This window comes from Telluria sp. RB2R28 (assembly GCF_059685835.1).
This window is the reverse complement of sequence record NZ_JCASIK010000001.1, coordinates 363,574-388,571: the sequence shown is the minus strand read 5'-3', so window position 1 is coordinate 388,571 and position 24,998 is coordinate 363,574. Positions and strand designations below refer to the sequence as shown.

General features: G+C 65.3%; 19 protein-coding genes and 1 tRNA gene. 14 read left to right on the top strand and 6 right to left on the bottom strand.

The genetic code is table 11. The features are described 5' to 3' along the window. The first annotated feature begins 9 nt into the window (after positions 1-9). The 5 genes from tolB (at position 10) to AC56LV_RS01680 (ending at position 3,205) form a co-directional block, all read left to right on the top strand. Positions 10-1,281, top strand: coding sequence for a Tol-Pal system beta propeller repeat protein TolB (gene tolB, locus AC56LV_RS01700; protein WP_332529816.1), 1,272 nt, complete (start codon positions 10-12; stop codon positions 1,279-1,281). A gap of 33 nt (positions 1,282-1,314) precedes the next feature. Continuing rightward, a complete protein-coding gene (gene pal / locus AC56LV_RS01695) occupies positions 1,315-1,842 on the top strand; it encodes a peptidoglycan-associated lipoprotein Pal (protein WP_183550504.1) in 528 nt (175 codons plus the stop codon). Between the two features lie 130 nt (positions 1,843-1,972). After that, on the top strand, positions 1,973-2,728 hold the full coding sequence (gene ybgF / locus AC56LV_RS01690) for a tol-pal system protein YbgF (RefSeq protein ID WP_499555541.1): 756 nt from the start codon (positions 1,973-1,975) through the stop codon (positions 2,726-2,728). Positions 2,729-2,801: 73 nt separating this feature from the next. Then, positions 2,802-2,877, top strand: a tRNA-Lys gene (locus AC56LV_RS01685). A gap of 70 nt (positions 2,878-2,947) precedes the next feature. Then, positions 2,948-3,205 (top strand): hypothetical protein, encoded by a 258-nt coding sequence (locus AC56LV_RS01680; protein WP_258836033.1) that lies wholly within the window; start codon positions 2,948-2,950, stop codon positions 3,203-3,205. Between the two features lie 177 nt (positions 3,206-3,382). Here the strand turns inward: AC56LV_RS01680 and AC56LV_RS01675 are convergent, their stop codons facing one another. From AC56LV_RS01675 to AC56LV_RS01665, 3 genes are read right to left on the bottom strand one after another with little or no spacing between them, the layout of a single operon-like run. Next, positions 3,383-4,192: an ABC transporter ATP-binding protein gene (locus AC56LV_RS01675; RefSeq protein WP_499501607.1), complete on the bottom strand. Its 810-nt coding sequence runs from the start codon at positions 4,190-4,192 to the stop codon at positions 3,383-3,385. Positions 4,193-4,205: 13 nt separating this feature from the next. Next, positions 4,206-5,111, bottom strand: a complete 906-nt coding sequence (ntrB, locus tag AC56LV_RS01670; RefSeq protein WP_499555539.1) for a nitrate ABC transporter permease — start codon at positions 5,109-5,111, stop codon at positions 4,206-4,208. Positions 5,112-5,139: 28 nt separating this feature from the next. After that, complete coding sequence (locus tag AC56LV_RS01665; protein WP_499555538.1) at positions 5,140-6,420, bottom strand: CmpA/NrtA family ABC transporter substrate-binding protein; 1,281 nt, start codon at positions 6,418-6,420, stop codon at positions 5,140-5,142. A gap of 429 nt (positions 6,421-6,849) precedes the next feature. On the opposite strand from AC56LV_RS01665, the gene AC56LV_RS01660 reads away from it, so the two are divergent. The 5 genes from AC56LV_RS01660 (at position 6,850) to AC56LV_RS01640 (ending at position 11,162) form a co-directional block, all read left to right on the top strand. Beyond that, a complete protein-coding gene (locus AC56LV_RS01660) occupies positions 6,850-7,044 on the top strand; it encodes a hypothetical protein (protein WP_499555536.1) in 195 nt (64 codons plus the stop codon). Between the two features lie 86 nt (positions 7,045-7,130). Continuing rightward, positions 7,131-7,460, top strand: coding sequence for a hypothetical protein (locus tag AC56LV_RS01655; RefSeq protein ID WP_499555534.1), 330 nt, complete (start codon positions 7,131-7,133; stop codon positions 7,458-7,460). Between the two features lie 164 nt (positions 7,461-7,624). Further along, complete coding sequence (locus AC56LV_RS01650; protein ID WP_499555532.1) at positions 7,625-8,380, top strand: ABC transporter ATP-binding protein; 756 nt, start codon at positions 7,625-7,627, stop codon at positions 8,378-8,380. Further along, entirely contained in the window at positions 8,377-9,807 is a 1,431-nt protein-coding gene (locus AC56LV_RS01645) for a DUF3526 domain-containing protein (protein WP_499555530.1), read from the top strand. Before AC56LV_RS01650 ends, AC56LV_RS01645 begins: the two co-directional genes overlap by 4 nt. Further along, positions 9,804-11,162 carry a DUF3526 domain-containing protein gene (locus AC56LV_RS01640; protein WP_499555528.1) on the top strand — a complete coding sequence of 453 codons (1,359 nt, stop codon included), beginning with the start codon at positions 9,804-9,806 and terminating at the stop codon, positions 11,160-11,162. Before AC56LV_RS01645 ends, AC56LV_RS01640 begins: the two co-directional genes overlap by 4 nt. Positions 11,163-11,195: 33 nt before the next feature. On the opposite strand, the gene AC56LV_RS01635 is transcribed toward AC56LV_RS01640, so the two are convergent. Next, a complete protein-coding gene (locus tag AC56LV_RS01635; RefSeq protein WP_499555526.1) occupies positions 11,196-13,013 on the bottom strand; it encodes a methyl-accepting chemotaxis protein in 1,818 nt (605 codons plus the stop codon). A gap of 252 nt (positions 13,014-13,265) precedes the next feature. Here AC56LV_RS01635 and AC56LV_RS01630 point away from each other — a divergent pair, with 252 nt between their 5' ends. The 4 genes from AC56LV_RS01630 (at position 13,266) to AC56LV_RS01615 (ending at position 17,206) form a co-directional block, all read left to right on the top strand. Beyond that, complete coding sequence (locus AC56LV_RS01630) at positions 13,266-14,666, top strand: L-cystine transporter (protein WP_499555524.1); 1,401 nt, start codon at positions 13,266-13,268, stop codon at positions 14,664-14,666. 95 nt (positions 14,667-14,761) lie between these two features. Next, complete coding sequence (locus AC56LV_RS01625) at positions 14,762-15,523, top strand: histidine phosphatase family protein (RefSeq protein ID WP_499555522.1); 762 nt, start codon at positions 14,762-14,764, stop codon at positions 15,521-15,523. A gap of 11 nt (positions 15,524-15,534) precedes the next feature. Further along, positions 15,535-16,512 (top strand): NAD(P)H-hydrate dehydratase, encoded by a 978-nt coding sequence (locus AC56LV_RS01620; RefSeq protein WP_499555520.1) that lies wholly within the window; start codon positions 15,535-15,537, stop codon positions 16,510-16,512. A 292-nt stretch (positions 16,513-16,804) separates the two neighbouring features. After that, on the top strand, positions 16,805-17,206 hold the full coding sequence (locus AC56LV_RS01615; RefSeq protein ID WP_499555518.1) for a hypothetical protein: 402 nt from the start codon (positions 16,805-16,807) through the stop codon (positions 17,204-17,206). Positions 17,207-17,276: 70 nt separating this feature from the next. On the opposite strand, the gene AC56LV_RS01610 is transcribed toward AC56LV_RS01615, so the two are convergent. Together AC56LV_RS01610 and AC56LV_RS01605 are read right to left on the bottom strand one after the other, a co-directional pair. Further along, entirely contained in the window at positions 17,277-21,527 is a 4,251-nt protein-coding gene (locus tag AC56LV_RS01610; RefSeq protein ID WP_499555516.1) for an ATP-binding protein, read from the bottom strand. Between the two features lie 259 nt (positions 21,528-21,786). Beyond that, the gene (locus tag AC56LV_RS01605; RefSeq protein ID WP_499555514.1) at positions 21,787-24,993 is read right to left on the bottom strand and encodes an efflux RND transporter permease subunit; all 3,207 of its coding nucleotides are present in this window, start codon (positions 24,991-24,993) and stop codon (positions 21,787-21,789) included. Between the last annotated feature and the right edge of the window lie 5 nt (positions 24,994-24,998).

The window sequence follows — 24,998 nt, the reverse complement described above, 5'->3', positions numbered from 1 at the left end:
AGAGAAACTATGAAAAAAATCCATTTCTTGCTGTTTAGCGCTTCCCTCGCCATGGGATCGGCAGCCAATGCGCAGCTGCAAATCGAAATCGCCGGTGTCGGCAGCAACCAGATTCCGGTCGCGATTGCAGCCTTCGCCGACGAATCCGTCGCACCCGATAAGGTCTCGGCCGTCATCCGCGCCGACCTCGAGCGCAGTGGCGTGTTCAAGGTCATCGACGCCGGCCAGGTCATCAGCGACCGCGATGCCGGCAGCATCAATCTGGCTGCCTTCAAGGCCAGCGGCGCCGACGCGCTCGTGGTCGGCAGCGTATCGAAACAACCGGATGGCCGTTTCGCGATCCGCTACAAGCTGATGGATACGGTCAAGGGCGGCGAAATCTCGCAGATGGGCGGCGAAGTCCAGCCCCGCTACACCCGCCTGCAGGCGCACCGCATTGCCGACGATGTCTATGAAAAGCTGACCGGCGTGCGCGGCATCTTCTCGACCCGCATCGCCTACGTGAAGGCCGACAGCGGCGCCAAGCGCTATATCCTTGCCGTGTCCGATGCCGATGGCGAGAACGAAGTCATCGCCACCCAGGGCAAGGAACCGATCATTTCGCCATCCTGGTCGCCGGACGGCTCGAAAGTCGCCTACGTCTCGATGGAAGACCGCAAGCCGGTCGTGTATCTGCAAGACCTGATGACGGGTCGACGCAACGTGATCTCGAACCAGAAGGGCAACAACTCGGCGCCATCGTGGTCGCCGGACGGCTCGACGCTGGCCGTGGCCCTGTCGAAGGACGGCAATACCGAGATCTACTCGGTCAATTCGGGCGGCACCGGCCACAAGCGCCTGACCAACAACCCGGCGATCGATACCGAGCCGCAGTTCTCGGCCGATGGCCGGACCATTTATTTCACGAGCGACCGCAGCGGTGGCCCGCAAATCTACAAGATGAGCGCAGCCGGCGGCAACGCCACCCGCGTGACGTTCAATGGCAGCTACAACATCAGCCCACGCGTGTCGTCCGACGGCAAGACGCTGGCCTGGATTTCGCAGCGCGGCGGCGCTTACTCCTTATATGCGATGGACCTGGCCAGCGGCCAGGAACTGCGCCTGGCCGATGGGGCCACCGAACCGAGTTTTTCGCCTAACGGCAAGTACATCATGTATGCAACCAAGGGTGGCGGTCGCACCTCGCTGGCCGTGGTGTCTGTGGATGGACGAGTCAAGCAACGCTTGACAACCAAAGCGGGAAACATTCGGGAGCCCAGCTGGGGTCCCTTCATGAAGTAAGAAGTAAAACCTCAACATAACAGGAGAAAATCCATGCGCAACTTCAAGAGTGTAGCTTTCATCGTTTCCACCGCAGCCCTGCTGGCCGCCTGCTCGTCGCCAACCAAGCTGAACGAAACCCCGGTCGTCGAGAAATCGCCAACGCCGGCAGCGCCAGCTGCTGCCGATCCACGTGACATCAACCCGGTCCAGACCGGCAGCGTCGATCCGCTGAACGACCCACAAGGCGTTCTGGCCAAGCGCAGCATCTACTTCGACTACGACAGCTTCGTCGTGCGCGCTGACGGCCAGCCAGTGGTCCAGAACCACTCGGCTTTCCTGACCAAGAACACGTCGCGTAAAGTCCTGATCCAGGGCAATACCGATGAACGCGGCGGCACCGAGTACAACCTGGCCCTGGGCCAGAAGCGTGCTGAAGCCGTCCGTCGTTCGATGGCATCGCTGGGCGTGTCGGAAGGCCAGATCGAAGCCGTGTCGCTGGGCGAAGAAAAGCCAAAAGCCACGGGCAGCAACGAAGAATCGTGGGCTGAAAACCGCCGCGCAGACATCGTCTATCAATAATCGATTCGGCTGAACAAGCCGGACAGGTTCGATTGACAGGGGGCGGGACGCAGTGCAGACTGCTACCCGCCCCTTGTTTTATCTCAGCAACCGCCGAAGTCACCGGCTTAGTAGAAAGAACACAACGCTTATGCTCAAACTGTCCAAGTCCCGCCTCGCATGCCTCGTGCTGGCCCTGTCGATGCCGCTGCACGCCGTCGCCGGCCCGTTCGACGACGAAGAAGCGCGCAAGGCCATCCTGGACCTGCGCACCAAGGTCGACAACATCACGCGCGACCTGACCGCACGCATCGACAGCAAATCGGACAAGACGGTGCAGATCGAGATGCTCAACCAGCACGAGCAGACGATGCAGGAAATCGCCCGCCTGCGCGGCCAGATCGAAGTGCTCGCCAACGAAGTCGCCAAGGCCCAGAACAGCCAGAAGCAGCTGTACGCTGACCTCGACGCGCGCCTGAAAAAAGTCGAGCCGCGCGCCGAAGTCATCGACGGGCAGAACGCCGACGTGCTGCCGACTGAAAAGACCGCGTACGAGGCCGCCACCGCCCAGTTCCAGGCAGGCGACTACAAGGGCGCCTCGGTCGCGCTGCAGGAATTCGTCCGCCAGTATCCGCAGTCGCCATATGCATCGAATGCGCAATACTGGCTCGGCAACACCTTCTACGCACTGGGCGACTACAAGAAGGCCATCGCGGCGCAGCAGGTCGTCACGACCACCTACGCCACGAGCCCGAAGGTGCCGGACGCGATGCTCAATATCGCCAGCAGCTACACCCTGCTCAAGGACAACAAGAACGCGAAGAAGTCGCTGCAGACGCTGGTAGCGAAGTACCCCGATTCGAGCGCCGCGCAGACCGCACGCGATCGCCTGGCGTCGCTGAAGTAAGCACACGGATCAGCGATACGCCGGGCGCGGCATTTGACAGCGCCCGTGTCGCCCCCTATAATCTTGCTTCTTCGGGTCGTTAGCTCAGCTGGTAGAGCAGCGGACTTTTAATCCGTTGGTCGCAGGTTCGAATCCCGCACGGCCTACCAAAGATTCAGCAGAAAAGCCAACCTTCGGGTTGGCTTTTTTGTGTTCCGCTCATATTAGGATAACCCCACCATGACTTATGAAGATTTTCTCGACGAGGTGACCACGCTCCTCACGGAGATGTATGACCTCACCGACGAAGCGGCGATCAAGCTGGTGGTCGACGCGCAAGCCAACGATTACTTTGTCGCGCATGACGACAAGGAAGAACTGCGCACCGCCGAGCAGGCCAAGCTGGACGCCACCGCGCTCCACGAAGGCAAGCAGAACCGCAACCAGACGCAGCGCAAGCAGCAGCAGCGTCAGGTGCAGAAGAAAAAAGCCACGTAATCAACCCGCCTTCACCGGATGCGCGTGCGTGCCACATTCGATCGGGGCCGCGTAGGGTGGACGGCTGTGCCGTCCACGCGTTCAACATGCGCCTGAATTCTCGGCGATTCGGCGATCCTTGAACGCGTGGGCGGGAAACCCGCCCACCCTACTGCTTTGATCGAACACCGTCACCAATCAGGCAGCCACGGCCGGATGCGCCTGCTTGCGATACAAGAACTCCAGCACCTGCCGGCGATGCTCGGTATAGCGCGCATCCTGCGCCAGCGCCACCCGGTCACGGGGCCGCTCGAGTTCCACGGCGACGATCTCGCCGATCGTGGCCGCCGGCCCATTGGTCAGCATGACGATCCGGTCCGACAGCAGCACCGCCTCGTCCACATCGTGCGTCACCATCACCACCGTGGATTTCGTGGCCGCCACGATCTTGAGCAGCTCGTCCTGCAAGTGCGCGCGCGTGAGTGCGTCGAGTGCGCCGAACGGCTCGTCCATCAGCAAGACCTTAGGCTGCATTGCCAGCGCCCGCGCGATGCCGACGCGCTGCTTCATGCCGCCCGAGATTTCATGCGGCCGCTTGGTTTCGGCGCTCGTCAAGCCCACCAGCGCCAGCGCGTCCATCGTCCGCTCACGCAGCTGCGCGCGGGATTCAGCCCCGCCGAACACCCGCTCGACACCCAGATGGATGTTCTCGTAGCACGTCAGCCACGGCAACAGCGAATGATTCTGGAACACGACCGCGCGCTCCGGGGACGGGCCGCCGATCTCGCGGCCTGCGCAGATCAGCAGGCCAGCCGTCGGCTTGAGCAGTCCGGCGATCAGGTTCAGCAGCGTCGACTTGCCGCAGCCCGAGTGGCCGATCAGCGTGATGAATTCGCCCTTGCTGACCGTCAGGTCGATCCCCTGCAACGCTGGGAACACGCCCTTCTTCGTGTGAAACGCCATCTCGACGCCGGTGATGTCGATGAATTTCTTTTGCAGTTCGTCCATGATCGAAACCCTTTCAGTTAGCCACTTGTTCGTGGGTCAGTGCGCGTGCCAGCGACACCAACGCCAGTTCGAGCAGCAGGCCAACCACGCCGATGATGGCAATCGCGATGATGATGTGGGCCACGTTCAGGTTGTTCCACTCGTCCCACACCCAGAAGCCGATGCCCACGCCGCCGGTCAGCATTTCGGCTGCCACGATGACGAGCCACGCGGTGCCGATCGCCAGGCGCACGCCGGTCAGGATGTACGGCAGCGCCGATGGCAGCAGGATCTTGGTGAGGATCTTCCACTCCGACAGGTTCAGCACGCGCGCCACGTTCATGTAGTCCTGCGGCACCCGCTGCACGCCGACGGCCGTGTTGATGATCATCGGCCAGATCGAGCAGATGAAGATCGACCAGATCGCCGCCGGGTCGGCCGATTTGAACACCAGGAGGCCAATCGGCAGCCAGGCCAGCGGCGAGACGGGCTTGAGCAGGCTGATGATCGGGCCGAACATGCGGCTGACAAACTGCACGCGCCCGATCACGAAGCCCAGCGGAATCCCGATCAGCGCCGCGAGGCCGAAGCCGATCGCCACGCGCTGCAGCGACGCCAGCACGTTCCAGCCGATGCCCTGGTCGTTGGGGCTGTTGCGGTAGAACGGATCGGCAAACAGTTCGAGCGCCGCCTGCCACGTGACCAGCGGCGACGGAAACGCCTCGTTCTGCGCGGCGATCACTTGCCAGACCAGCAGCACGAGCGCGATGCCGGTCAGCGGCGGCGCCACGCGCCGGACCACCGCGGCGAACGGCTGCGCGCGACGGGCAGCGACAGTGCTGGCTGCCGGCTTGCGCGGCGTCGCGGTGCGCGCCGGGCCGCTGACGGCCACCGGCACCGGCGCCGGCTCGTTGGGAACGGATTTCAACAGGGCATTCATGACGGCTCCTCGCAGTACGGGTGGATGGTCAAGCCTTGACCTTGAACGACGCGGCATACGCCTGTGGGTTCTTGCCATCCCACACGGCGCCGTCCATCAGCTTCGATGTGCGCAGCAAGCCCGCCGGGACCGGCGTCTTCGTCATCGTCGCCGCGTCCTTGTACAGCTGGACCTGGTTGACCGCCGTTGCCACCGCCAGGTAATCCGGATCGGTCTTGAGCAGGCCCCAGCGACGATGCTGCGTCATGAACCACATACCGTCGGACAGGTACGGGAAGTTGACCAGGCCATCGTTGTAGAACTTCATGTGGTTCGCGTCGTCCCAGGTCTTCCCCATGCCGTTCTGGTACCGGCCCATGATGCGCTGGTCGATCGCATCCTTGCTGGTGTTGACGTACGACTTGGCGGCGATCACTTCGGCCATCTTGTTCTTGTTGGCCAGCGACGCATCGATCCACTTGCCCGCCTCCAGGATGGCGGCCATCATCGCGCGGCACGTGTTCGGATTGGCCTTGGCAAATTCCAGCGTCGAGCCCAGCACCTTCTCGGGGTGGTCGCGCCAGATGTCCTGGGTCGTCGTGGCGGTGATGCCGATGCCGTCCATGATGGCGCGGTGGCCCCACGGTTCGCCGACGCAGAAGCCGTCCATGTTCCCAATGCGCATATTGGCCACCATCTGCGGCGGCGGCACGGTGATGACCTTGGCGTCCTTCATCGGATTGATGCCATTGGCGGCCAGCCAGTAATACAGCCACATCGCGTGGGTGCCAGTCGGGAAGGTTTGTGCGAACGTGTAGTCGCGTTTTTCGGTGCGCATCAGCTTGGCGAGCGAGGCGCCGTCGACCGCGCCCTTGGTGGCCAGTTGCTTCGACAGCGTGATGGCCTGGCCATTGTTGTTCAGGCCCATCAGCACGGCCATGTCCTTCTTCTGGCCGCCAATGCCCATCTGCACGCCGTACAGCAGGCCGTACAGCACGTGGGCAGCGTCGAGGTCGCCGTTGGCGAGCTTGTCGCGCACGCCGGCCCACGAAGCCTCTTTGCTCAGCACGAACTTGACGCCGTACTTCTTGTCTAAGCCCAGCACCGACGCCATCACCACCGATGCGCAATCGGTCAGTGGAATGAAGCCGATCTTGATCTCGGTTTTTTCGGGCTTGTCCGACCCCGCCGCCCATGCCCCGCCCCCGGCCAGGCCCAGCAGGCTGCCGGCCGCTGCCAGCGACGCACCCTGGATAATGTTCCGGCGCGTCCCATCGACGTTCGTGCCGGTGGACGGGTTGCCCTGCGCTTGACGCTGTTGATTTTCCATTGCAAATCCCAAAAAGTGATCAGGCAAAAAAAAACGACTACCGCACATGAACGTGTTCATGCGTTGGTAGACGTCGTTGTCCGGGGAGGCGGGCCAGCGTTGGCATTCACCTCGTGCGCTCCGTTGCGCATTGGTTATTACGCAAGCTTCGTGCCAGTGACCGTCCCAGAGTGAGCGCGAGCAGGGCCACCGCTGCAATGCACCGCAGCATGGCGTGCGCCGCGCACTACGATCGCGCAGCGCCTCTTTTTGGACGGCGCTGCAGGTCCGGTACGCTGGCTGTCCGTACCTGCGCACGGTTGAGGACGCGGCCTTCCACAAGTGAATCCGTGCATGCTAGGATTGTTTATTGCCTCAAACACAAGCAGAAGCACAAATAAACGCACACTATTGACCTTGCACCGCCGGGGCCTGCAACTGGAGCCATTTATGCACACCGAACAAGTCCAGCGTCACCGCACGCCGATCCATACGGCGACCGCCGTCGACCGCAGCAATCCAAAAAAGCCACGCCGTCATATCGCGCAAGACATCGTCGCCGGCCGCCGCCGCCTGCGCCAGCGCATCGGCGTGGTCGCCGTCGTCTGCATCAGCCTGGCCACGCTGCTGGTGGCGTTCGAGTAAGCCGGCGCATTGCGCCCCGCCTTGCGCCTTGCCCGCGCCGTAATGGCCGGGCTATACTGCGCCGTCACCCGTTCCATCAGGATTGCATGTCGCTGTTGCACACCTTACGCATCACCCACACCAGCACGGCCCTGCGCCGGCTGCTCCTGTGTGCGTGCGCGCTGATCCTGGCGCTGCAACTCATCGGCAGCTCATACCACGAGCATGACCTGGCCGAGCAGCTGTCCGACTGCGTCAGCTGCCAGGTCGCCGCCCATGCCACGGCGGACCTGCCGGCCGTGTCGCCACAACTGCTGGCCGTCTTCCTGGCGGTCGCCTACCTTCTCGCGCGCCTGCCGCGCCCCGCGCCATTCTACCGGCGCCAGTACCTGATCCCTTCCCCCCAGGCGCCACCACGCCACCAGTCCGTCCACTGATTCGTCCTTGCGCCGACGCGGTCACCAACGTGACGTGACGGCGTAGCGGCGCGAGTCATCTCCGTCCCGTTTGCCGGCGCCGCCTTTGCGTACGTCTGCATCGAGCGTGCACGCTGCATGCGTGCGCCGGCATCCCTTGTTTACTCTGAAAGAACACGATGACCATGACCACTCCTGCCATGGAAGCGACCGGCGTGACCGTCGCCTACGGCGCCACGACCGTGCTGCGCGACCTGAACCTGCGCGTTGCGCGCGGTGAAATCTATGCCCTGCTGGGCGGCAATGGCGCCGGCAAGTCGACGACGCTCAACGCCTTCCTCGGCTTTCTCGCACCGCAGGCCGGCAGCGTGCGCGTGTGCGGCATCGACGTCGCCGCCGACCCGCTCGCCGCGCGCGGCCAGCTTGCCTACGTGCCCGAAAACGTCGCCCTTTACGAACACCTGAGCGCCCGCGAAAACATCGACTACTTCCTGCGCCTGGCCGGCAGCGCTCCGCTTAATGCCACCCTTGACGCTACCATCGACGATGCCTTGAGCGCGGTGCGGCTCGATCCGGCCGCATGGACGCGCCGCCTCGGCGGCTACTCGAAAGGCATGCGCCAGAAGGTCGCGATCGCCCTTGCCGTGGCGCGCCAGGTGCCGCTGCTATTGCTCGACGAGCCGACCACGGGCCTGGACCCGCAGGCCACCAGCGAATTCAACACGCTGCTGCAAGACCTGCGCGCACGGGGCAGCGCCATCTTCATGGTCACGCACGATCTGCTGGGCGCGGCCGAAGTGGCCGACCGCATCGGTTTTCTGGAGCGCGGCCACATCGGCCACGAAGTGGCCGCCAGCGGCGCCGAACACTATGACGTGCGCGACCTGTACCGGCGCTACGCCGGTGCCACGAACGCTGCCGCCAGGCCGGAGGCCGCATGAGCGTTTCCCGGGCACTGCCCGCAGTTGCCGTGGGCGAGTGGCGCGCCATGCTGCGCAACCAGGTGGCCGTCGCCGCCGGCATCCTGATGCTGGCGCTCACGCTCGTGGCCATCGTCGTCAGCCATGAGCGCGTGGGCGCCGTGAACGCCGAACGGGCGCGCTTCCAGAGCACGGTCGACGCCCAGTGGGCCAACCAGCCGGATCGCCATCCGCACCGCGTCGTCCATTACGGCCACTATGTGTTCCGGCCGCTGAGTCCCCTCGCCTTCTTCGATTTCGGCGTCGATCCGTTCACCGGCAGCACGCTGTTTCTGGAAGGCCACCGCCAGAACAGCGCCAACTTCAGCGATGCCGCCCAGTCGTCGGTGCTGCTGCGTTTTGGCCAGCTGACACCGGCCTTCGTGCTGCAGGTGCTCACGCCGCTGCTGATCGTGTTCCTCGCCTTCGGGAGCGTCGCGCGCGAGCGTGAGCGCGGCCAGTTGCGGCTGCAGATCGTGCAGGGTGTGGGCGGCGCGACGCTGTTGCTGGGCAAACTCGCGGCCCATGCGGGCGTGACGCTGCTGCTGGGCGCACCGGCCTTCATCGCGCTGGTGGCGATCGCTGTCGTGCACCCGACGGTCGCGGCCGAGGCGCTGGCGCTGCTGGCCGGGTATGCGCTGTACCTGCTGGTATGGGTCGTGGCGGCCGTGCTGGTGTCGGCATCGCTGCCCCGGGCGCGCGACGCGCTGCTGGCGCTGGTGGCCGGCTGGATCGTCACGGCGATCCTGCTGCCGCGCGTGATGCCCGATGTCGCGGCCGGCGACGTGGGCCGCCCGAGCCGCATCGAGACCGAGGTCGCGATCCACGAGCGCCTGGCCGCGATCGGCGATACCCACAATCCGGACGACCCGTACTTCAATGCATTCCGCGCGCGCACGCTGAAACACTACGGCGTCGCGCGCGTGGAAGACCTGCCGGTCAACTACAGTGGCCTGTTGATGGCCGAGGGCGAGCGCATGACGAGCGCCCTGTTCGATGAATTCATGCGCGCCGACCATGCCCGCCAGAGTGAAGAAAGTGCGATCGTCCATTCGGCCAGCGTGGCCAGTCCGCTGATCGCGCTGCGCCGCATGTCGACCGCACTGTCCGGCACCAATCTCGACAGCCACGCGCGCTTCCTGCTCGAAGGTGAACGCTACCGCTACGCCTTCGTCCAGCGGCTCAACGGCCTGCACGTCAACGTCGTCACGCCCACCGGCGCCGGCGACGAGCGTATCGACAAGCACCACTGGGAAGACACGCCGCGCTTCGGCTACGCCCCTGCCCCGTTCGCCGACGTCGCCGCGCGCCATGCCTGGCCCGCGTTCGCCCTGCTCGGTGGCTGGCTGCTGGCGCTGGCGGGAATCGGCGGCTGGGTCGCCAAACGCCTGGAAAGGAATCCGGCATGAAAACACTGTTATTGGAACTACGTCAGATCGCGCACTCGCGCCTGGCTGTCGGCGCCGTCGTGCTGCTCGCGCTGCTGTCCGCGCTGTCCGTCTGGACCGGCCTGCACGCCGTGAGCCAGCAGCGCGCCACGCTCGAGCGCATCGCCGCGAGGCATGCCCATGACCATGCGGCCATCCTGGCCACGCAGTTACGCAGTGGGAATGCCGAAGCCGGCGCGGTCGGCTACTACCTGCCGCACCTGACCGTCAATCCGCCGTCACCGCTGGCATTCGCCGCCATCGGCGGGCGCGATCTGCAGCCGTCGGCGCTGCGCGTGCGCATCCTGGGCCTGCACGCGCAGCTGTACGAATCCGAGTCGATCAATCCCGAGCTGGCCATGCCGGGGCGCTTCGATTTCGCATTCGTGCTGGTGTACCTGACGCCGCTGTTCGTCATCGCGCTGATGCACGACTTGGTTTCGAGCGAGCGCGAAGCCGGGCGCCTGCGCCTGCTGGCGTCCCTGCCGAAAGGTGCGGCCGATACCTGGCGCCGCCGCGTCGGCTTGCGCTATGCGTTGCTATGGCTCGCCGCGCTGCTGCCACTGGCAGTAGGCGCCTTCATCGCCGGCGCCGGCGTGACGGGCTTCGGCCAGATTGCGCTGGTGGCGACGCTGTACCTGGCGTTCTGGTTCGGCCTGTCGGCCTGGGTGGCGGCGCGTGCGCGCACGTCGGCCGGCAGCGCCGCGATCCTGCTGGCGAGCCTGGTAGGACTGACGATGATCCTGCCGACGCTGGCCGATGCGGGCATCGCACGCCTGTCGCCGGTGTCGAAAGGCGTCGAGCTGGCGCTGGCGCAGCGCCAGGCCGTGCACTCGGCGTGGGACGTGCCCAAGCCCGACACGTTCGAGAAATTCTTCCGCACGCATCCCGAATGGAAGGACACGGCGCCGGTCACCGGGCGCTTCCACTGGAAGTGGTATTACGCGATGCACCAGGCGGGCGACGATGCGGTAGCGCCAAGCGTGGCGCAGTACCGCGCCAGCATGGTGGCGCGCGAAGACTGGACCGCGCGCGCCGGGCTGCTGCTGGCGTCGGTGAACGTGCAGGTGCTGCTGCACCGGCTGGCCGATACCGACCTGGCCTCGCAACTGGCGTACCACGACCGGATCGGGGCGTATCACACGCAGCTGCGGCAGTTCTTCTATCCGTACATGTTTAATGAGCGGCCGTTCACGCCGGGCGATGCGGCGAAGCTGCCGGTGTATGACGGCCGCGCGATGAAGGGAACGCTGGCGCCGGGGCAGTTGCTGGCGCTGGCCTTGCTGGCCTTGCTGTTATTGGCGGCGGGGCTGCGCACGTTGCGCACGGTGCGGTAGGATCGGCGGCCGGGCCGCCAATCCCGGACCGCGTCAGAACTCTTCCCAGCCGTCGCCAGTGCTCGCGTTGGCGGTCTCTGCCTTCGCTGCCTTCGCCGGCTTCACCGGCTTCGCGGCTGGCGGGGCATCGGCGAGAGTTGTCATCACGACCGGTTTTACCGGCGCTTTGGCTACCGGCTTCAGCGCAGGTTTGGCCACCACAGGCGGCGTCGCTTTGGCCACCGCAGGCAGTGCTGCATTGCCCACCATCTTCGGCGCACTGGTCACCACGCGCGGCTTGGCCATGACTGCGCGCACACCCGGCGACGTTGCAAGCTTGAACTCGCCCACGGTCTGCGCCAGCTTGGCCGCTTCTTCCTGCAGCGATGTCGCCGCCGCCGACGCCTGTTCGACCAGCGCCGCATTCTGCGTCGTCACCTGATCCATCTGCGCGATAGCGCCGTTGATCTGCTCGATGCCGGCTGTCTGCTCCTGGCTGGCGGCGGTAATCTCGGACATGATGTCGGTCACGCGATTCACGCTTTGCACGATCTCGGCCATCGTCGTGCCGGCGCGGTCCACCAGTTGCGAGCCGTGGTGCACCTTCTCGACCGAATCGTCGATCAGCACCTTGATTTCCTTGGCTGCCGCCGCGCTGCGCTGCGCCAGGCTGCGCACCTCGCCCGCCACCACCGCAAAGCCGCGGCCCTGCTCGCCGGCGCGCGCTGCCTCGACGGCTGCGTTCAGGGCCAGGATATTGGTCTGGAACGCGATGCCGTCGATCACGGCGATGATATCGACGATGCGCGTGGCCGATGTGTTGATCGCGCCCATCGTCTGCACCACCTCGGCCACCACGGCGCCGCCCTTGCCCGCCACTTCCGATGCCGACGTGGCCAGCGCATTGGCCTGGCGCGCATTGTCGGCGTTCTGCTTGACGGTCGACGTCAGTTCTTCCATTGACGAGGCGGTTTCTTCCAGCGAGCCGGCCTGCTGCTCGGTGCGCGACGACAGATCCAGGTTGCCGGCCGCAATTTCGCTTGAGGCGGTGGCGATATTGTCGGTGCCGGTACGGACCTGGCCAACGATGCGCACCAGCGAATCGTTCATGTCCTTGAGCGCCTGCAGCAGGCGCCCGGTTTCATCAATCGAGGTGACCTCGATGGTCTGGGTCAGGTCGCCCTGGGCGACGGCGCCGGCGATCTTCACGGCCTGCTCGATCGGACGCACGATCGCGCGCACCAGCAGGTACCCGACCAGCGCGGCCATGATGAGGCCGAAGGCCAGGCCGGCCAGGCATACCGCGCGCACCAGCTCAAAAGTAGCCTGCGAGGCCTGGTATTCGGTCAGCGCCGCGGCCTGCTGTTCTTCGATCAGCCGGATGCCCAGCGTATTGAGCGGTGCATACAACTGCGTCATCGGCCCGTTCAGCAACTGGACCGCCTGCACATTGTCATTGGCGCGAATCGCCGCGACTGCCGGCAGCAGGCCGCCATCGAGGAACGCCTTGCGCGCCGCAGCGATTTCCCCGACCAGCGCGCGCTCCTTTTCGCTCATCGGAATCTGCGTGAACTCGCCCCACAGTTTGTTGATGGTCGCGCTCGTTGCGGTGACGGTGTCCATCGCGGCGCTGCGCTGGCCGGCATCTTCCAGGTTGATGGCTTTCGCGACGGCCAGCTGGTTTGCCGTGATCAGCTGGGTGACCTCCCCGGCCTGGCTCAACCCGACCAGGCGGCGATCGTACATCTGCTTGAGCTCAGCGTTGGCCGTGCCAAGGTTGTAGATGCCGATGACGGCGCCGGCGATGAGTTCGACCGCGAGAAACGCGATGACGAAAATGAGGCGCGACTTGATGCTGAGATGTTTGAACATGTTCGCTGGGCTGACGTGAAAAGGGATAAGAAGGTGCGTTATTGGATTATAGAAACTTTGTCTTCCCCGTGGGAAGTATTGAGCGGGAGATTGACCGGTTACCTATACAAGCCGCTGCCAGCGTCGCTGGTCCGCAACAGCCAGGGGCCGCCAGGACAAGCTGCGCCTTGGCAAAAATGACAAGCGCACTGTGAACAGGCAACTTTGTCGATAAAATGACACGATTGTCCACGCCGCCCCATCGAAGCCCCCATGACACTTCCCGTCCTGCTCAACCTCGCCATTGCCCTGGCCGTCTGCGTTTTCCTGTACCGGTTGCAGGCCAATCATGTTTCATTCACCAAGCGCGTGTTCGCCGGCCTAGGCCTTGGCGTCGTGCTCGGCGCGGCGCTGCAGGTGATGTACGACGTGGGTGGCCCGGAGATCAAGGCCACCAATGCGTGGCTGAACGTGATCGGCAGCGGCTATGTCCAGCTGCTGCAGATGATCATCATTCCATTGATCATGGTCTCGATCATCCAGGCGATCCTGAAGCTGCGCGACGCCTCGTCGCTTGGCAAGATCAGCACGCTCACGATCGGCATCCTGCTCATCACGACCATCGTGGCGGCCTCGATCGGCATCCTGATGGCCAAGCTGTTCGGCCTGACGGCGGTCGGCCTGACCTCCACCGCTGCCGAAGTCGCGCGCGGCGAATACATGCAGGGCAACCTGGCCGCGGCCAAGGAACTGTCGCTGCCGTCGCTGCTGCTGTCCTTCATCCCGGCCAACCCGTTCCTCGACATGACCGGCGCGCGCAAGACCTCGACCATTGCGGTGGTGATCTTCGCGATCTTCATCGGTGTCTCGGCCACCGGCATCGCCGGCAAGAAGCCGGAAGTCTTCACGTCGTTCAGCAGCTTCGTGCACGTGGCGCACGTGATCGTGATGCGCATGGTCACGCTCGTGCTGCGCCTGACCCCGTACGGCGTGTTCGCGCTGATGGCCAAGGTCGTCTCGAGCTCGAGCTGGCAAGACATTCTTGGCCTGCTCAACTTCGTGGTCGCCTCGTATGCCGCGCTGGCGCTGATGTTCTGCGTCCACCTGGCGATGGTCGCAGCGGCCGGCCTGAAACCCTGGCGCTACGTGAAGAAGATCTTCCCGGTGCTGGTGTTCGCGTTCACGTCGCGCACGAGCGCCGGCTCGATCCCGATGAGCGTGGCCACGCAGACCGCGCGCCTGGGCACGCCCGAAGGCACGGCCAACTTCGCCGCCTCGTTCGGCGCCACGATCGGCCAGAACGGCTGCGCCGGCATCTACCCGGCCATGCTGGCGGTGATGATCGCGCCGACGGTCGGCGTCGATCCGTTCACGGCCGCGTTCCTGCTGCCGCTGCTGGCGATCATCGCCTTCGGCTCGATCGGCGTGGCCGGCGTGGGCGGCGGCGCCACGTTCGCGGCGCTGATCGTGCTGTCGGCGATGGACCTGCCGGTGGCGCTTGCGGGCCTCTTGATCTCGGTCGAACCGCTGATCGACATGGGCCGCACGGCGCTGAATGTCAGCGGCTCGATCGCCGCCGGCACGGTCACCAGCCGGGTCATGGGGCAGACCGATATGCGCGTGTTCAACGATGACGCCGACATCAACCTGGACAGCGAGGCGCGGGCTGTCTGACGTTGCCCGACGGTTTCCGTGCACGGAACAATCGTGCGCTGAAGCCGTCATGAAACCTTCTATGATGACGCCAAGATAACTTTTTGGCGGACTTCATGGAACAAAAATGGCCACAGGAAATTTGGGTCGTGCGGCACGGACAGAGCGCCGGCAACGTCGCCCGGGACCTGGCTGAAGCAGCAGCAGGACACCGCATCGACATCGCCGAGCGCGACGTCGACGTGCCATTGTCCGACCTTGGCGAGCGCCAGTCCGACGCCCTCGGCGCCTGGTTCGCATCGCTCCCCGCAGCACAGCGCCCGACGGTCGTGCTGCATTCGCCGTACGTGCGCGCCGCCGAAACGGCCAACCTCGTGATGCGCCACCTCGACCGCGACAGCCTGTGCGTGCGTGAAGACGAGCGCCTGCGCGAGAAGGAATTCGGCGTGCTCGACCGCCTGACGACACACGGCATCGCGCACGACTTCCCCGACCTCTACGAGCAGCGCCATCACGTCGGCAAGTTCTATTTCCGCCCGCCCGGCGGCGAAAGCTGGTGTGACGTCATCCTGCGCCTGCGCAGTGTCATGGATACGCTGGAACGGGAATTTGCCGGCGAGCGCGTGCTGATCGTTGCACACCAGGTCACGGTCAATTGCTTCCGCTACCTGTTCGAGCACCTCACCGAAGCGCAGATCCTCGACTTCGACCGCAGCGACGATGTCCCGAACTGTTCCGTCACATCCTACGAATTCGATCCCGAGGCCGGCAAGCGCGGCGACCTGGCACTGCGCCTGGTCAATTTCGTCGCGCCGCTGGAGGAGACCGGCACACCGGTCACCGTGGCCAAGGACGTCGCATCCGCCCCCAACGCATAAGGGTACCCAGCATGGACATGAACCAGGTACACGACGTCAACGCCGCCATGCTGGCCGCCTGGCCACTGCCGCAACCGGGCGCGGCAGGCGACAAGGAAGTACGCGGCCACATATTGATCATCGGCGGCTCGCGCGAAATGCCGGGCGCCATCATCCTGGCGGCCACGGCCGCGCTGCGCGCCGGGGCCGGCAAGCTCACGATCGCGACCGGCGCCAGCGTCGCCCAGCTGGTGGCGCTGGCGATGCCCGAAGCGCGTGTGATCGGCCTGACCGAGCACGATACCGATGGCTTCAGCCTCGACGCCCTGTCCAGCCTCGACCCGCTGGCCGATCGCGTCAACGCCGTGCTGGTCGGGCCCGGCATGCGCGACGAAGCGAGCACGGCCCGCCTGGTGCATGCACTGCTGCCCCACCTGGTCGACGCGGACGTGGGCCTGGTGCTCGACGCCTGCGCGATGGACGTTCTCCTCTATCCACCAGAGCATTGGCCCGAGGGCAAGCCGATGCGTTTCGACCGTCCCGTGATCATGACGCCGCACTGCGGCGAAATGGCGCACCTGACCGGCATCGACAAGGATTGCCTCGTCGGCCAGCCCGATGCACCGGCCCTGGCGGCGGCGCGCGACTGGAACGCCGTCATCGCACTCAAGGGCGCGCGCACCGTGATCGCCGCGCCGGACGGCACGCTGTGGCAGCACGAAGGTGCTGGCAATATCGGGCTGGCCAGTTCCGGCTCGGGCGACGTCCTGGCCGGCATCATCGGTGGCCTGCTGGCGCGCGGCGCCACCGAAGCGCAGGCCGCCTGCTGGGGCGTGGCGCTGCATGCACGCGCCGGCGACCGGCTCGCAAAGCGCCTGGGCACGCTGGGTTATCTGGCCCGGGAACTTGCTGCGGAGGTACCGGTGTTACTGGAACAGCTTGGTCACAAAGACAAGCCAGCGGCGAAGGATGCGGTGCCCCTGGCGGGCGATGTGCACCTGGGAACCTAGAACACCGGCGGTCACACGATGTGTGTAAATAATGTTACCGATTTCCGTAAGTGTGCGGTATCTAACGAACCAGCTGTCGGGCTTGCGGTCTAATTGACACAGATGCATTGAAACACATTGAAGTCGAAACAGATTCACAGAAGTACGCACTGGGGCCGCGTATTGCGTCGGTACCCTCAACGTTTCACCAGCGGCCATCGCGCTGCAGTGGAACTGACCTGGCGCCGCAATGTCCCAACAAGCAATCCGGGATCTGCGGCACACAAATAGACGTCAATCGAGGAGTGAAAAAATGAATGCAATGACCAAGGCACCAAAAATCCTGCTGACCGCCGCTGTGCTGGCAACCCTGCTGGGCGCTTGCAAGAAAGATGAAGCAGCGACCACCACGACCGTTCCGGCTGACACCTCGGCCACCATGCCAAGCAGCACCTCGGGCGCCACCGGCACCATGGGTGACACCGGCGCTGGCGCAACCGGCACCGGCACTACCGGTACGGGCGACATGGGCACGGGCGCTGCTGCCGGCACCACCGGCACCACGACCGACACGTCGGGCGCAGCTGGCACCATGGGCACGACTGGTGCCACCGGCACCACGGGCATGACCGGCACTGCAGAAGGCGCCACCAGCCCACAGACCACCGACCCACAAAGCACCACCACGCCGCCAAGCGGTACGACCGGCAAGTAATCGCGGTCAACCAGCCGAACATCGCCCTGCAGATTGGGGCGGGTTCGGCGCACCATCGCAGCCCGGCTTTTTAGCCGGGCTGTTTGTTTTGTGACAGCGTCGGGACAGGTACCGGCGTGCGCCCCGCCACATCGCGGATCAATTGCTCCACAATCAAAAAATCAGCTGGCTTGGTCAGATGATGGTCGAACCCTGCCTGACTCGAGCGCTTGCGGTCCTGCTCCGCGCCCCAACCTGTCAGTGCGATCAGCGTTGATGTTTCCATGCCGGGGATGCGCCGCATCGCTTCGGCCGCGTCGTAGCCGGTCATGTCGGGCAACCCGATATCGAGAAACACGACTTGCGGCACCAGCGCTGCCGCCTGCAGCAGCGCCGAGGCGCCGTCGTGCACGGCGGTCACCGTGTGCCCGTTCATCCCCAGCAGGGCCTGCAGCGTCTCGGCCGCATCGACGTTATCGTCCACCACCAGGATACGCAGCACGCCCGGGTCGGTCTGTGCTGCCAGCTGCGCCGCATCGGCCACGACTGGCGGCGGCGCGGCGCTGTCGGCCGGCAGCGGCAGCCAGACCGTGAACTGGCTGCCCTGCCCGACCCCGGCGCTGGTGGCGGCCACCCGGCCGCCATGCAGCTTCACCAGACGCTGCACGAGGTTCAGGCCCACACCCAGTCCGCCTTGCGCCATCTCGGCGCCGGCATGGGCCTGCGCATACATGTCGAACACGCCCTCGAGCGCATCGGCGGCGATGCCGATGCCGTTGTCCAGCACCGAGATCGCGACTTCATCGCCCTCGATCTGCGCCCGGATTTCCAGCGTGCCGCCTGGCGGCGTGTACTTGGCCGCGTTGTTGAGCAGGTTGCTCAGGATCTGGGCCACGCGATGGCGGTCGGCGTGCAGGCCGACATAGCCGTCCGGCAGGTGCACGGCCAGCGCGTGGCGGCCACGCTCGACCAGCGGCATGCTCATGTCGACGGCTTCGCGCACCGCGTCGGCCAGCAGTACACGCTCGCAGCGCAGCGTGACCTTGCCTTCGGCCAGGCGCGCCATGTCGAGCAGATCGTCCACCAGATGCACCATGTGATCGACCTGGCGCCGCATGATGGCCTGCACGTCGCCGCTGGCCGCGCCGATGCGCATCAGCTCCAGGCCCGAACGGATCGGCGCCAGCGGATTGCGCAGTTCGTGCGCAAGCGTAAACAGGAAATCGCTCTGCGCCCGGTTCTTGGCACCCAGTTCGCGCGCCAGGCGGTGCAGTTCCTGCTCGGCGTGCTTCTGGCTGTCGATATCGAGCGTGACGCCGTCGAAGCGTTCGGGCTGGCCATTCTTGTCCAGGCCACACCAGCCGATGGCGCGCAACCAGCGCGGCGCCCCGTCGCCGCCATCCGCTGCGGCAACACGAGTGCGAAATTCGAGGTCCAGCGGCGCGCCGGCGCGCACCGCGTGCTCGACACTCTCGGCGAGCCGCTCGCGGTCTTCCGGATCGACCGCTGCGAGCAGTTCGCTCACCGTAGCGGCGCGGCCCATGTCGACACCGAAGTGCAGCGCCATCTCGGCATTGATCTGGAAATGCGTGAACGGCACGTCGGCATACCAGACGCCGATATCGCCCGCTTCGGACACGCGCTCGAAGCGCTCCTGCAACAGCTTGCGCGCATGGACGTCGATCACGGTGCCGACATAGCCGTCCGGCTCCCCGGCGGCGTTCACGCGCGGCAGGCCGGCATCGATGAACCAGCGGTAGCTGCCGTCCTGGCCGCGCAGGCGGTAGTCGAACGAGAACGGCTCGCGGGCCGCGCTGGCGGCCAGGAATATCTCGCCCGAGCGCGCGGCATCGTCGGGATGCACGTTCTCGAGCCAGCCCATGCCCAGGTCCTGCTCGGGCGTGCGGCCCGTGTAGTCGTACCAGCGCCGGCTCAGGTAGGTGCACCGGCTGTCGTTGTCGGTGGTCCAGAGCATCGCTGGCGAGGCGTCGATCAGCGCCCGCACATGCGCTTCGCGTGCCTGCGCATCGCGTGCGTTCTGGCGCCGTTCGCGTCCCAGCGCCACCTGGGTGCCAATGCGAGCCAGCAGTTCGTTGGCCGAAAACGGCTTGACCAGATAATCGTCGGCGCCGGCCTGCAGGCCCTCGACCTTGGCTTCTTCGCCGGCGCGGGCCGACAGCAGCATCACCGGCAGATGGCGCAACACTTCGCTGGCGCGCACCTTGGCGATCAGGCCGAAGCCGTCCAGGCGCGGCATCATCACGTCCGACAGCAGCAGGTCGGGCGGGTCCAGCAGCGCCATCTCGTAGGCCGCCTGGCCATCGGCCACCGCGCGCACGTCGGCATGCGGTTCGAGCAGCGATTTCAGGTAGGCACGCATGTCGTTGTTGTCGTCGGCGACCAGGATGCGCGGCCGCGCGTCATGCTGCGCTTCGTGCTGCACCTCAGGCTGCGCGGGCGCGCTCGTGTCCAGGTCCGAATCCTGTGCCGGCGCAGCGCCTTCCTGCACATCGGGCAGCCAGCGCAGTGCTTCCTCGACGAACGCCGCGCCCATGCGCTGGCGATCGGCCATCGTCTCCGGCGCCTGCACGATGCGATCCGCCGGCAGGTGCGCGTCGCCGAATGGCAGGTCGACGTCGAAGCGCGTGCCTTCGCCGAAGGCGCTCGACACCGCAATCGTCCCGCCATGCAGGCGCACCAGCTCCTGGATCAGCGCCAGGCCGATGCCGGTGCCTTCGTAGGTGCGCCCCGGCGCACCCTCGATGCGGTGGAAGCGCTCGAACATGCGCGGCAGTTCGTGCTCGGGAATGCCGGTGCCGGTGTCCTGCACCGACAGCCGCGCCATGCCGGCATGTTCGCGCAGCGTCACCGTCACGCCGCCGTGCAGCGTGAACTTGAAGGCGTTCGACAGCAGGTTGAAGACGATCTTTTCCCACATGTCGCGGTCGACGAAGACCGGCTGGGTCAGCGGCTGCAAATTGACCGTGTACTCCAGGCCGCCCTTCGCCATGGCCGACTCGAACACGCCGGCCAGGTCGACCGTCAGGCGCGTGAGATCGACCGGGACGTAGCTGGCCTGCACGCGGCCCGCCTCGATGCGCGAAAAGTCGAGCAGCGAATTGACCAGCTTGAGCAGGCGCAGCGAGTTGCGGTGCGTGAGCTCGACGCGCTGGCGCTGGATCGCATTCATCGACTCGGGTGCATCGGCCAGCGCATCGTCGAGCGGGCCGAGAATCAGCGTCAGCGGCGTACGAAATTCATGCGAGACGTTCGAGAAGAACGCGGTCTTGGCGCGGTCGATCTGGGCCAGTTCTTCGGCGCGGCGCTGTTCCTGCTCGTAGGCGATGACATTGCCCACGGCGGTATTGACAGCCGCCCCCAGCAACGCATAAAAGTTGCGGTACTCGGCATCGAGCGCGCGGCGCACGCTGACCCCGGCCACGACAAAGCCGAACAGCTCTTGCTGGCCGGGCAAGGTCAGCGGCAGCACCAGCGCCGAGCGCGGCGCGTCCTCGTAAGGCCCGCAAGCGACCTGCCCGAGGCGCGCTGCCACGTCGTCGACCTGTTCGACCGTATGCGAGCTGCTGCTGCGGGCAAACGGCCAGATGCTGTCGTCGAAGGTGGTTGCCACCGGGGCCAGTGGGTTGCCCGGCGCCAGGCCAGCGCTGCCGCGCAGCGCCAGCGTGCCGGTCACGGCATCGATCTGGTAGAACAGCACGAACGGCACGTCGGCGGTCATGTGCGCGCAGTGGCTTGCCAGCTGTGTGCCGATGTCATCGACCGAACGCGTCGTCGCCAGGCTCGCGGTCAGGTCACGCAAGCCCTTGCTGCGGCGCGCGTTGAGCACCTGGGCCGTGGTTTCGGTAATTGGATGGAATATGCCGCCGATCGCGCCCGACTCGTCGCGGATCGGCGAGAACGAGAACGTCATATTGGCTTCTTCGAGATAGCCGCTGCGGTCGAGGAACATCTGCTGGTCGCGGATGTACGCACCGGAGCCCTGGTGCGCAAGTTCGAAGGCCTCGCCCACGACCGGCAGGGCCGTGGCCCAGACCACCTTGAATGGCGCGCCCATGGCCGCCGGATGCAGGTCGCCGCAGATCGGGCGGTAGGCGTCGTTGTAGATCTGGATGTCGTCCGGGCCCCAGCAGACCAGGATCGGGAACGTCGACGACAGGCACAGGCTCACCGATGTGCGCAGGCTCTGCGGCCAGCCGGACAGCGGTCCGAGCGGCGTTGCCGACCAGTCCATGCTGCGGATCAGTTCGCCCATTTCGCCCCCACCGGCGAGCCAGTTCATGTCGTCGTTAACGGACAAGGCGATGGGCTGGGCTGCGGGCATGGGGCTGGACCTTACGGAGAAAAAGGAAATGCGGCGTGGCGGCGTGCACAGGCACGCCACCGTTGCACAGGCTGCCTGCTGGCGAGGTGCATGGCAAAACAGCCGCCATTAGACCATAAGCCGTCGTCCGCTGGTTGCCGAGGTGCTATTTTACAACCCCGATAAAGCAACCATTTGTCAAGAATAAAAAAACACGGCCAGTCATCACTGGCCGTGTCCGGAACATCCGGCAAGGCGCGCAGCGCCCTGCCGCGGTGGATCAGACCGGCGCCACCTTGGCGCGGCCGCGGCCCGTCACCATCTGCACGAGGCGCATGACCAGCCGATAGACCAGGCGCACCAGCGTCAGCGCCAGGATGGCTTCGACGAACGTCATCAGGAATGCCACCAGCGCATTGCGGTGCTCGGCGCGGCGGCCGTACTTGGCCACCATGCGGTCGCGCGCAATCTCGATGCTGTCATAGAAGGTTGGCACCACCAGCAGCGTCAGGATGGTCGACGTGATCGTGCCGCCGATGATCGCAATGGCCAGTGGCTGGTAGAACTCGCCCGAGTCGCCCAGGGCCAGCGCCACCGGGAGCATGCCGGCGATCAGCGCGAAGGTGGTCATCAGGATCGGCCGCAGGCGCTTGCGCCCGGCCGCCATCAGTGCCTCTTCGCGGTCCATTCCTTCGTCCTCGAGCGCCCTGGCGGCGTCGAGCAGCAGGATCGCGTTCTTGGCAACCAGACCCATCAGCATCAGGATGCCGATCATGCTCATCAGGTTGAGCGTATTGCCGGTCATGATCAGGGCCAGCACGACGCCGATCAGCGACAGCGGCAACGACAGCATCACGCCGATCGGCGCCGTGAACGAACCAAACTGCATCACGAGGATCAGGTACATCAGCGCAATGCCCGAGAACAGCGCAATGAGCATCTCCTTGAACAGCTCGGCCTGATCTTCACCCGAACCGCCCAGCGCCAGGCCATAACCCGGCGGGAAGTCGAAGGTGCGCGCCAGCTTCATGGCGTCGGTCGTGACTTCGCCCGCCGAACGGCCCTGGGCATTGGCCGACACGGTGATCATGCGCTCGCCGTTCTTGTGGCGGATCGCCGACGGGCCCTTGCCCATCGTGATCGACGCGATCTGCTCGAGCGGCACCATCATGCCGGTGCCGGCAACCGGGATCGGCAGGCGCTCGATGCTGTCGGTATTGACGCGGTCGTCCGGGTGCAGGCGCACGGCGACGTCGCGGGTTTCGCTCGTCGGATCGACCCAGTCACCCACTTCGATGCCGGCAAACGCCACCCGCAGCGACTGCGCCGCATCGCCCACCGAAATGCCCAGGGCATTGGCAAGACCCCGGTCGAGCACGATCTGCAACTCGTTCTTCGGATCCTGCTCGGACAGCGCGACGTCGACCGCGCCCGGCACTTCACGCAATTTTTCCATATAGGCGGTGGTCAGCTCCATCAGTTTGCGCGAATCGGGGCCGGTAAATTCCACCTGCACCGGCTTGCCGCCGCCCGACAGGTCATCGATGACCGTGTATTCGGCGCCCACCAGGCTGGCGATTTTGGCGCGCAGTTCGACGGCGACTTCGGACGCGGTGCGCTTGCGCTCGCTGCGCTTGCCGATGTCGACATAGATCGTGCCGCCACTGGTCTTGACGTTGCTGTTCGTGTCTTTCGTTTCAGGCAAAGTGCGGGCCAGCACGGCCGCCGCTTCGAGCTTGCGGCGCGCATATTCGATCGACGACGAGGCCGGCGTGCGCACCTCGATCTGCAGGTTGCCCGAATCCTGCTTGGGCAGGAAGCTCGACCCGCCGAAGAAATGGTGCATGACGAGCGCGCCAATCAGACTGGCCACTGCCAGGAATGCCATCGCGCGGCGGTGATGCAGCGCCCAGGCGATCACGCGGCCGTAGCGGTCGGCCTGGTGGTCGAACCAGTGATTAAAGCGGTCGAGCACGGCGCCGATGCCGGTCTTCGGGCGGCTGTGGTGATCCGGCGGATCGCCCCAGTAGGCCGACATCATCGGGTCGAGCGTGAACGAGATGAACAGCGAAACGATCACCGAGCAGGTCACGGTCAGGGCAAACGGGCGGAACCATTCGCCCGACACGCCCGGCATGAACGCCACCGGCACGAACACGGCCATGATCGAGAACGTGGTTGCGGCGACGGCCATGCCGATCTCGGCGGTGCCTTCGAGCGCCGCGGTGCGGCGGTCGGACCCCATTTCCATGTGGCGCACGATGTTTTCGCGCACCACGATCGCATCGTCGATCAGCACGCCGATCGCCAGCGACAGGCCCAGCAGTGTCATGAAGTTCAGCGTGAAGCCGCACAGCCAGACCGCAATGAATGCGGCCAGCACCGACGTCGGCAGGGCCAGCGCGGTGATCAGGGTCGAGCGCCACGAGTTGAGAAACGCGTAGACGACGAACACGGTCAGCACGGCGCCCAGTACCAGCGCCTCGATCACGTTGTTCAGGCTTGACTGCGCATCCTTGCCGCCGTCGCGCACGACTTCAAGTTCAGTGCCGGCCGGCAGCAGCTTGCTCTGCGCCGCCACCACTTCGTGCACCCGCTTGGCCAGCGACACGGTCGACGCGTCGCGTGAGCGCGAGATCTGCAGGCCCACATTCGGCTTGCCGCTGCGTACCGACAGCGTATTCACGTCGGCGAAGCCGTCGCGGATCTCGGCCACCTGGCTCAGGCGCACGATCTGGTCGCCATTGCGCTTGACGACGATCTGCGAAAAGTCTTCGGGCCGCTCGATGCGGCCGACGAGGCGGATGCCTTTTTCGTCCAGTTCGCTACGCAGCTTGCCCACCGGCGCATTGGTATTACCGTTGCGCAGCGCGTTGGTGACATCGGACGCAGAGACATTGAATTCGCTCAGCTTCTCGGCGCGCAGCAGTACCGACAGCTCGCGACGCAGCGCGCCGTTGACGACCACCGTCGAGACACCATCGATGCCGCGGAATTCGTCGGCCAGCACGTCTTCGGCATAGCGCGAGATTTCGGCATGGCTCTGGGTGCTGGACGACAGCGCCAGCGACATGATCGGCTGGGCCGACGGATCGATGCGGCGCAGCACCGGCTCGCGCATCTCGATCGGCAGCTTGTAGCGCACAGCGGCAATCGCATTGCGCACATCGTCCGACGCTTCGATCAGGTCGCGGTTGAAGTCGAATTCCATCCAGATCGAGGCGCCGCCTTCGTAGGAATTGGAATTGACGTCCTTGACGCCCTGGATTGCCTGCATCTGCTTTTCGAGGCGGTTGGTGATCTCGCGCTCGGCGGTTTCGGGCGATGCGCCCGGATACGGAATGTCGACCACGATGATCGGAATCTCGACATCCGGCTCCTGGTTAACCTTCAGCTTGGACAGGGCCAGCAGGCCGATGGCCATCATCGCGACGATGATGACGATCGTCGCGACCGGTTTCTTGACACTAAAATTGGACAGGAACATGGTGG

Excerpts from the sequence above, each read along its gene's own strand:
- tolB (WP_332529816.1), top strand. The coding sequence starts at position 10 with ATGAAAAAAATCCATTTCTTGCTGTTTAGCGCTTCCCTCGCCATGGGA.
- pal (WP_183550504.1), top strand. The coding sequence starts at position 1,315 with ATGCGCAACTTCAAGAGTGTAGCTTTCATCGTTTCCACCGCAGCCCTG.
- ybgF (WP_499555541.1), top strand. The coding sequence starts at position 1,973 with ATGCTCAAACTGTCCAAGTCCCGCCTCGCATGCCTCGTGCTGGCCCTG.
- AC56LV_RS01680 (WP_258836033.1), top strand. The coding sequence starts at position 2,948 with ATGACTTATGAAGATTTTCTCGACGAGGTGACCACGCTCCTCACGGAG.
- AC56LV_RS01675 (WP_499501607.1), bottom strand. The coding sequence starts at position 4,192 with ATGGACGAACTGCAAAAGAAATTCATCGACATCACCGGCGTCGAGATG.
- ntrB (WP_499555539.1), bottom strand. The coding sequence starts at position 5,111 with ATGAATGCCCTGTTGAAATCCGTTCCCAACGAGCCGGCGCCGGTGCCG.
- AC56LV_RS01665 (WP_499555538.1), bottom strand. The coding sequence starts at position 6,420 with ATGGAAAATCAACAGCGTCAAGCGCAGGGCAACCCGTCCACCGGCACG.
- AC56LV_RS01660 (WP_499555536.1), top strand. The coding sequence starts at position 6,850 with ATGCACACCGAACAAGTCCAGCGTCACCGCACGCCGATCCATACGGCG.
- AC56LV_RS01655 (WP_499555534.1), top strand. The coding sequence starts at position 7,131 with ATGTCGCTGTTGCACACCTTACGCATCACCCACACCAGCACGGCCCTG.
- AC56LV_RS01650 (WP_499555532.1), top strand. The coding sequence starts at position 7,625 with ATGACCACTCCTGCCATGGAAGCGACCGGCGTGACCGTCGCCTACGGC.
- AC56LV_RS01645 (WP_499555530.1), top strand. The coding sequence starts at position 8,377 with ATGAGCGTTTCCCGGGCACTGCCCGCAGTTGCCGTGGGCGAGTGGCGC.
- AC56LV_RS01640 (WP_499555528.1), top strand. The coding sequence starts at position 9,804 with ATGAAAACACTGTTATTGGAACTACGTCAGATCGCGCACTCGCGCCTG.
- AC56LV_RS01635 (WP_499555526.1), bottom strand. The coding sequence starts at position 13,013 with ATGTTCAAACATCTCAGCATCAAGTCGCGCCTCATTTTCGTCATCGCG.
- AC56LV_RS01630 (WP_499555524.1), top strand. The coding sequence starts at position 13,266 with ATGACACTTCCCGTCCTGCTCAACCTCGCCATTGCCCTGGCCGTCTGC.
- AC56LV_RS01625 (WP_499555522.1), top strand. The coding sequence starts at position 14,762 with ATGGAACAAAAATGGCCACAGGAAATTTGGGTCGTGCGGCACGGACAG.
- AC56LV_RS01620 (WP_499555520.1), top strand. The coding sequence starts at position 15,535 with ATGGACATGAACCAGGTACACGACGTCAACGCCGCCATGCTGGCCGCC.
- AC56LV_RS01615 (WP_499555518.1), top strand. The coding sequence starts at position 16,805 with ATGAATGCAATGACCAAGGCACCAAAAATCCTGCTGACCGCCGCTGTG.
- AC56LV_RS01610 (WP_499555516.1), bottom strand. The coding sequence starts at position 21,527 with ATGCCCGCAGCCCAGCCCATCGCCTTGTCCGTTAACGACGACATGAAC.
- AC56LV_RS01605 (WP_499555514.1), bottom strand. The coding sequence starts at position 24,993 with ATGTTCCTGTCCAATTTTAGTGTCAAGAAACCGGTCGCGACGATCGTC.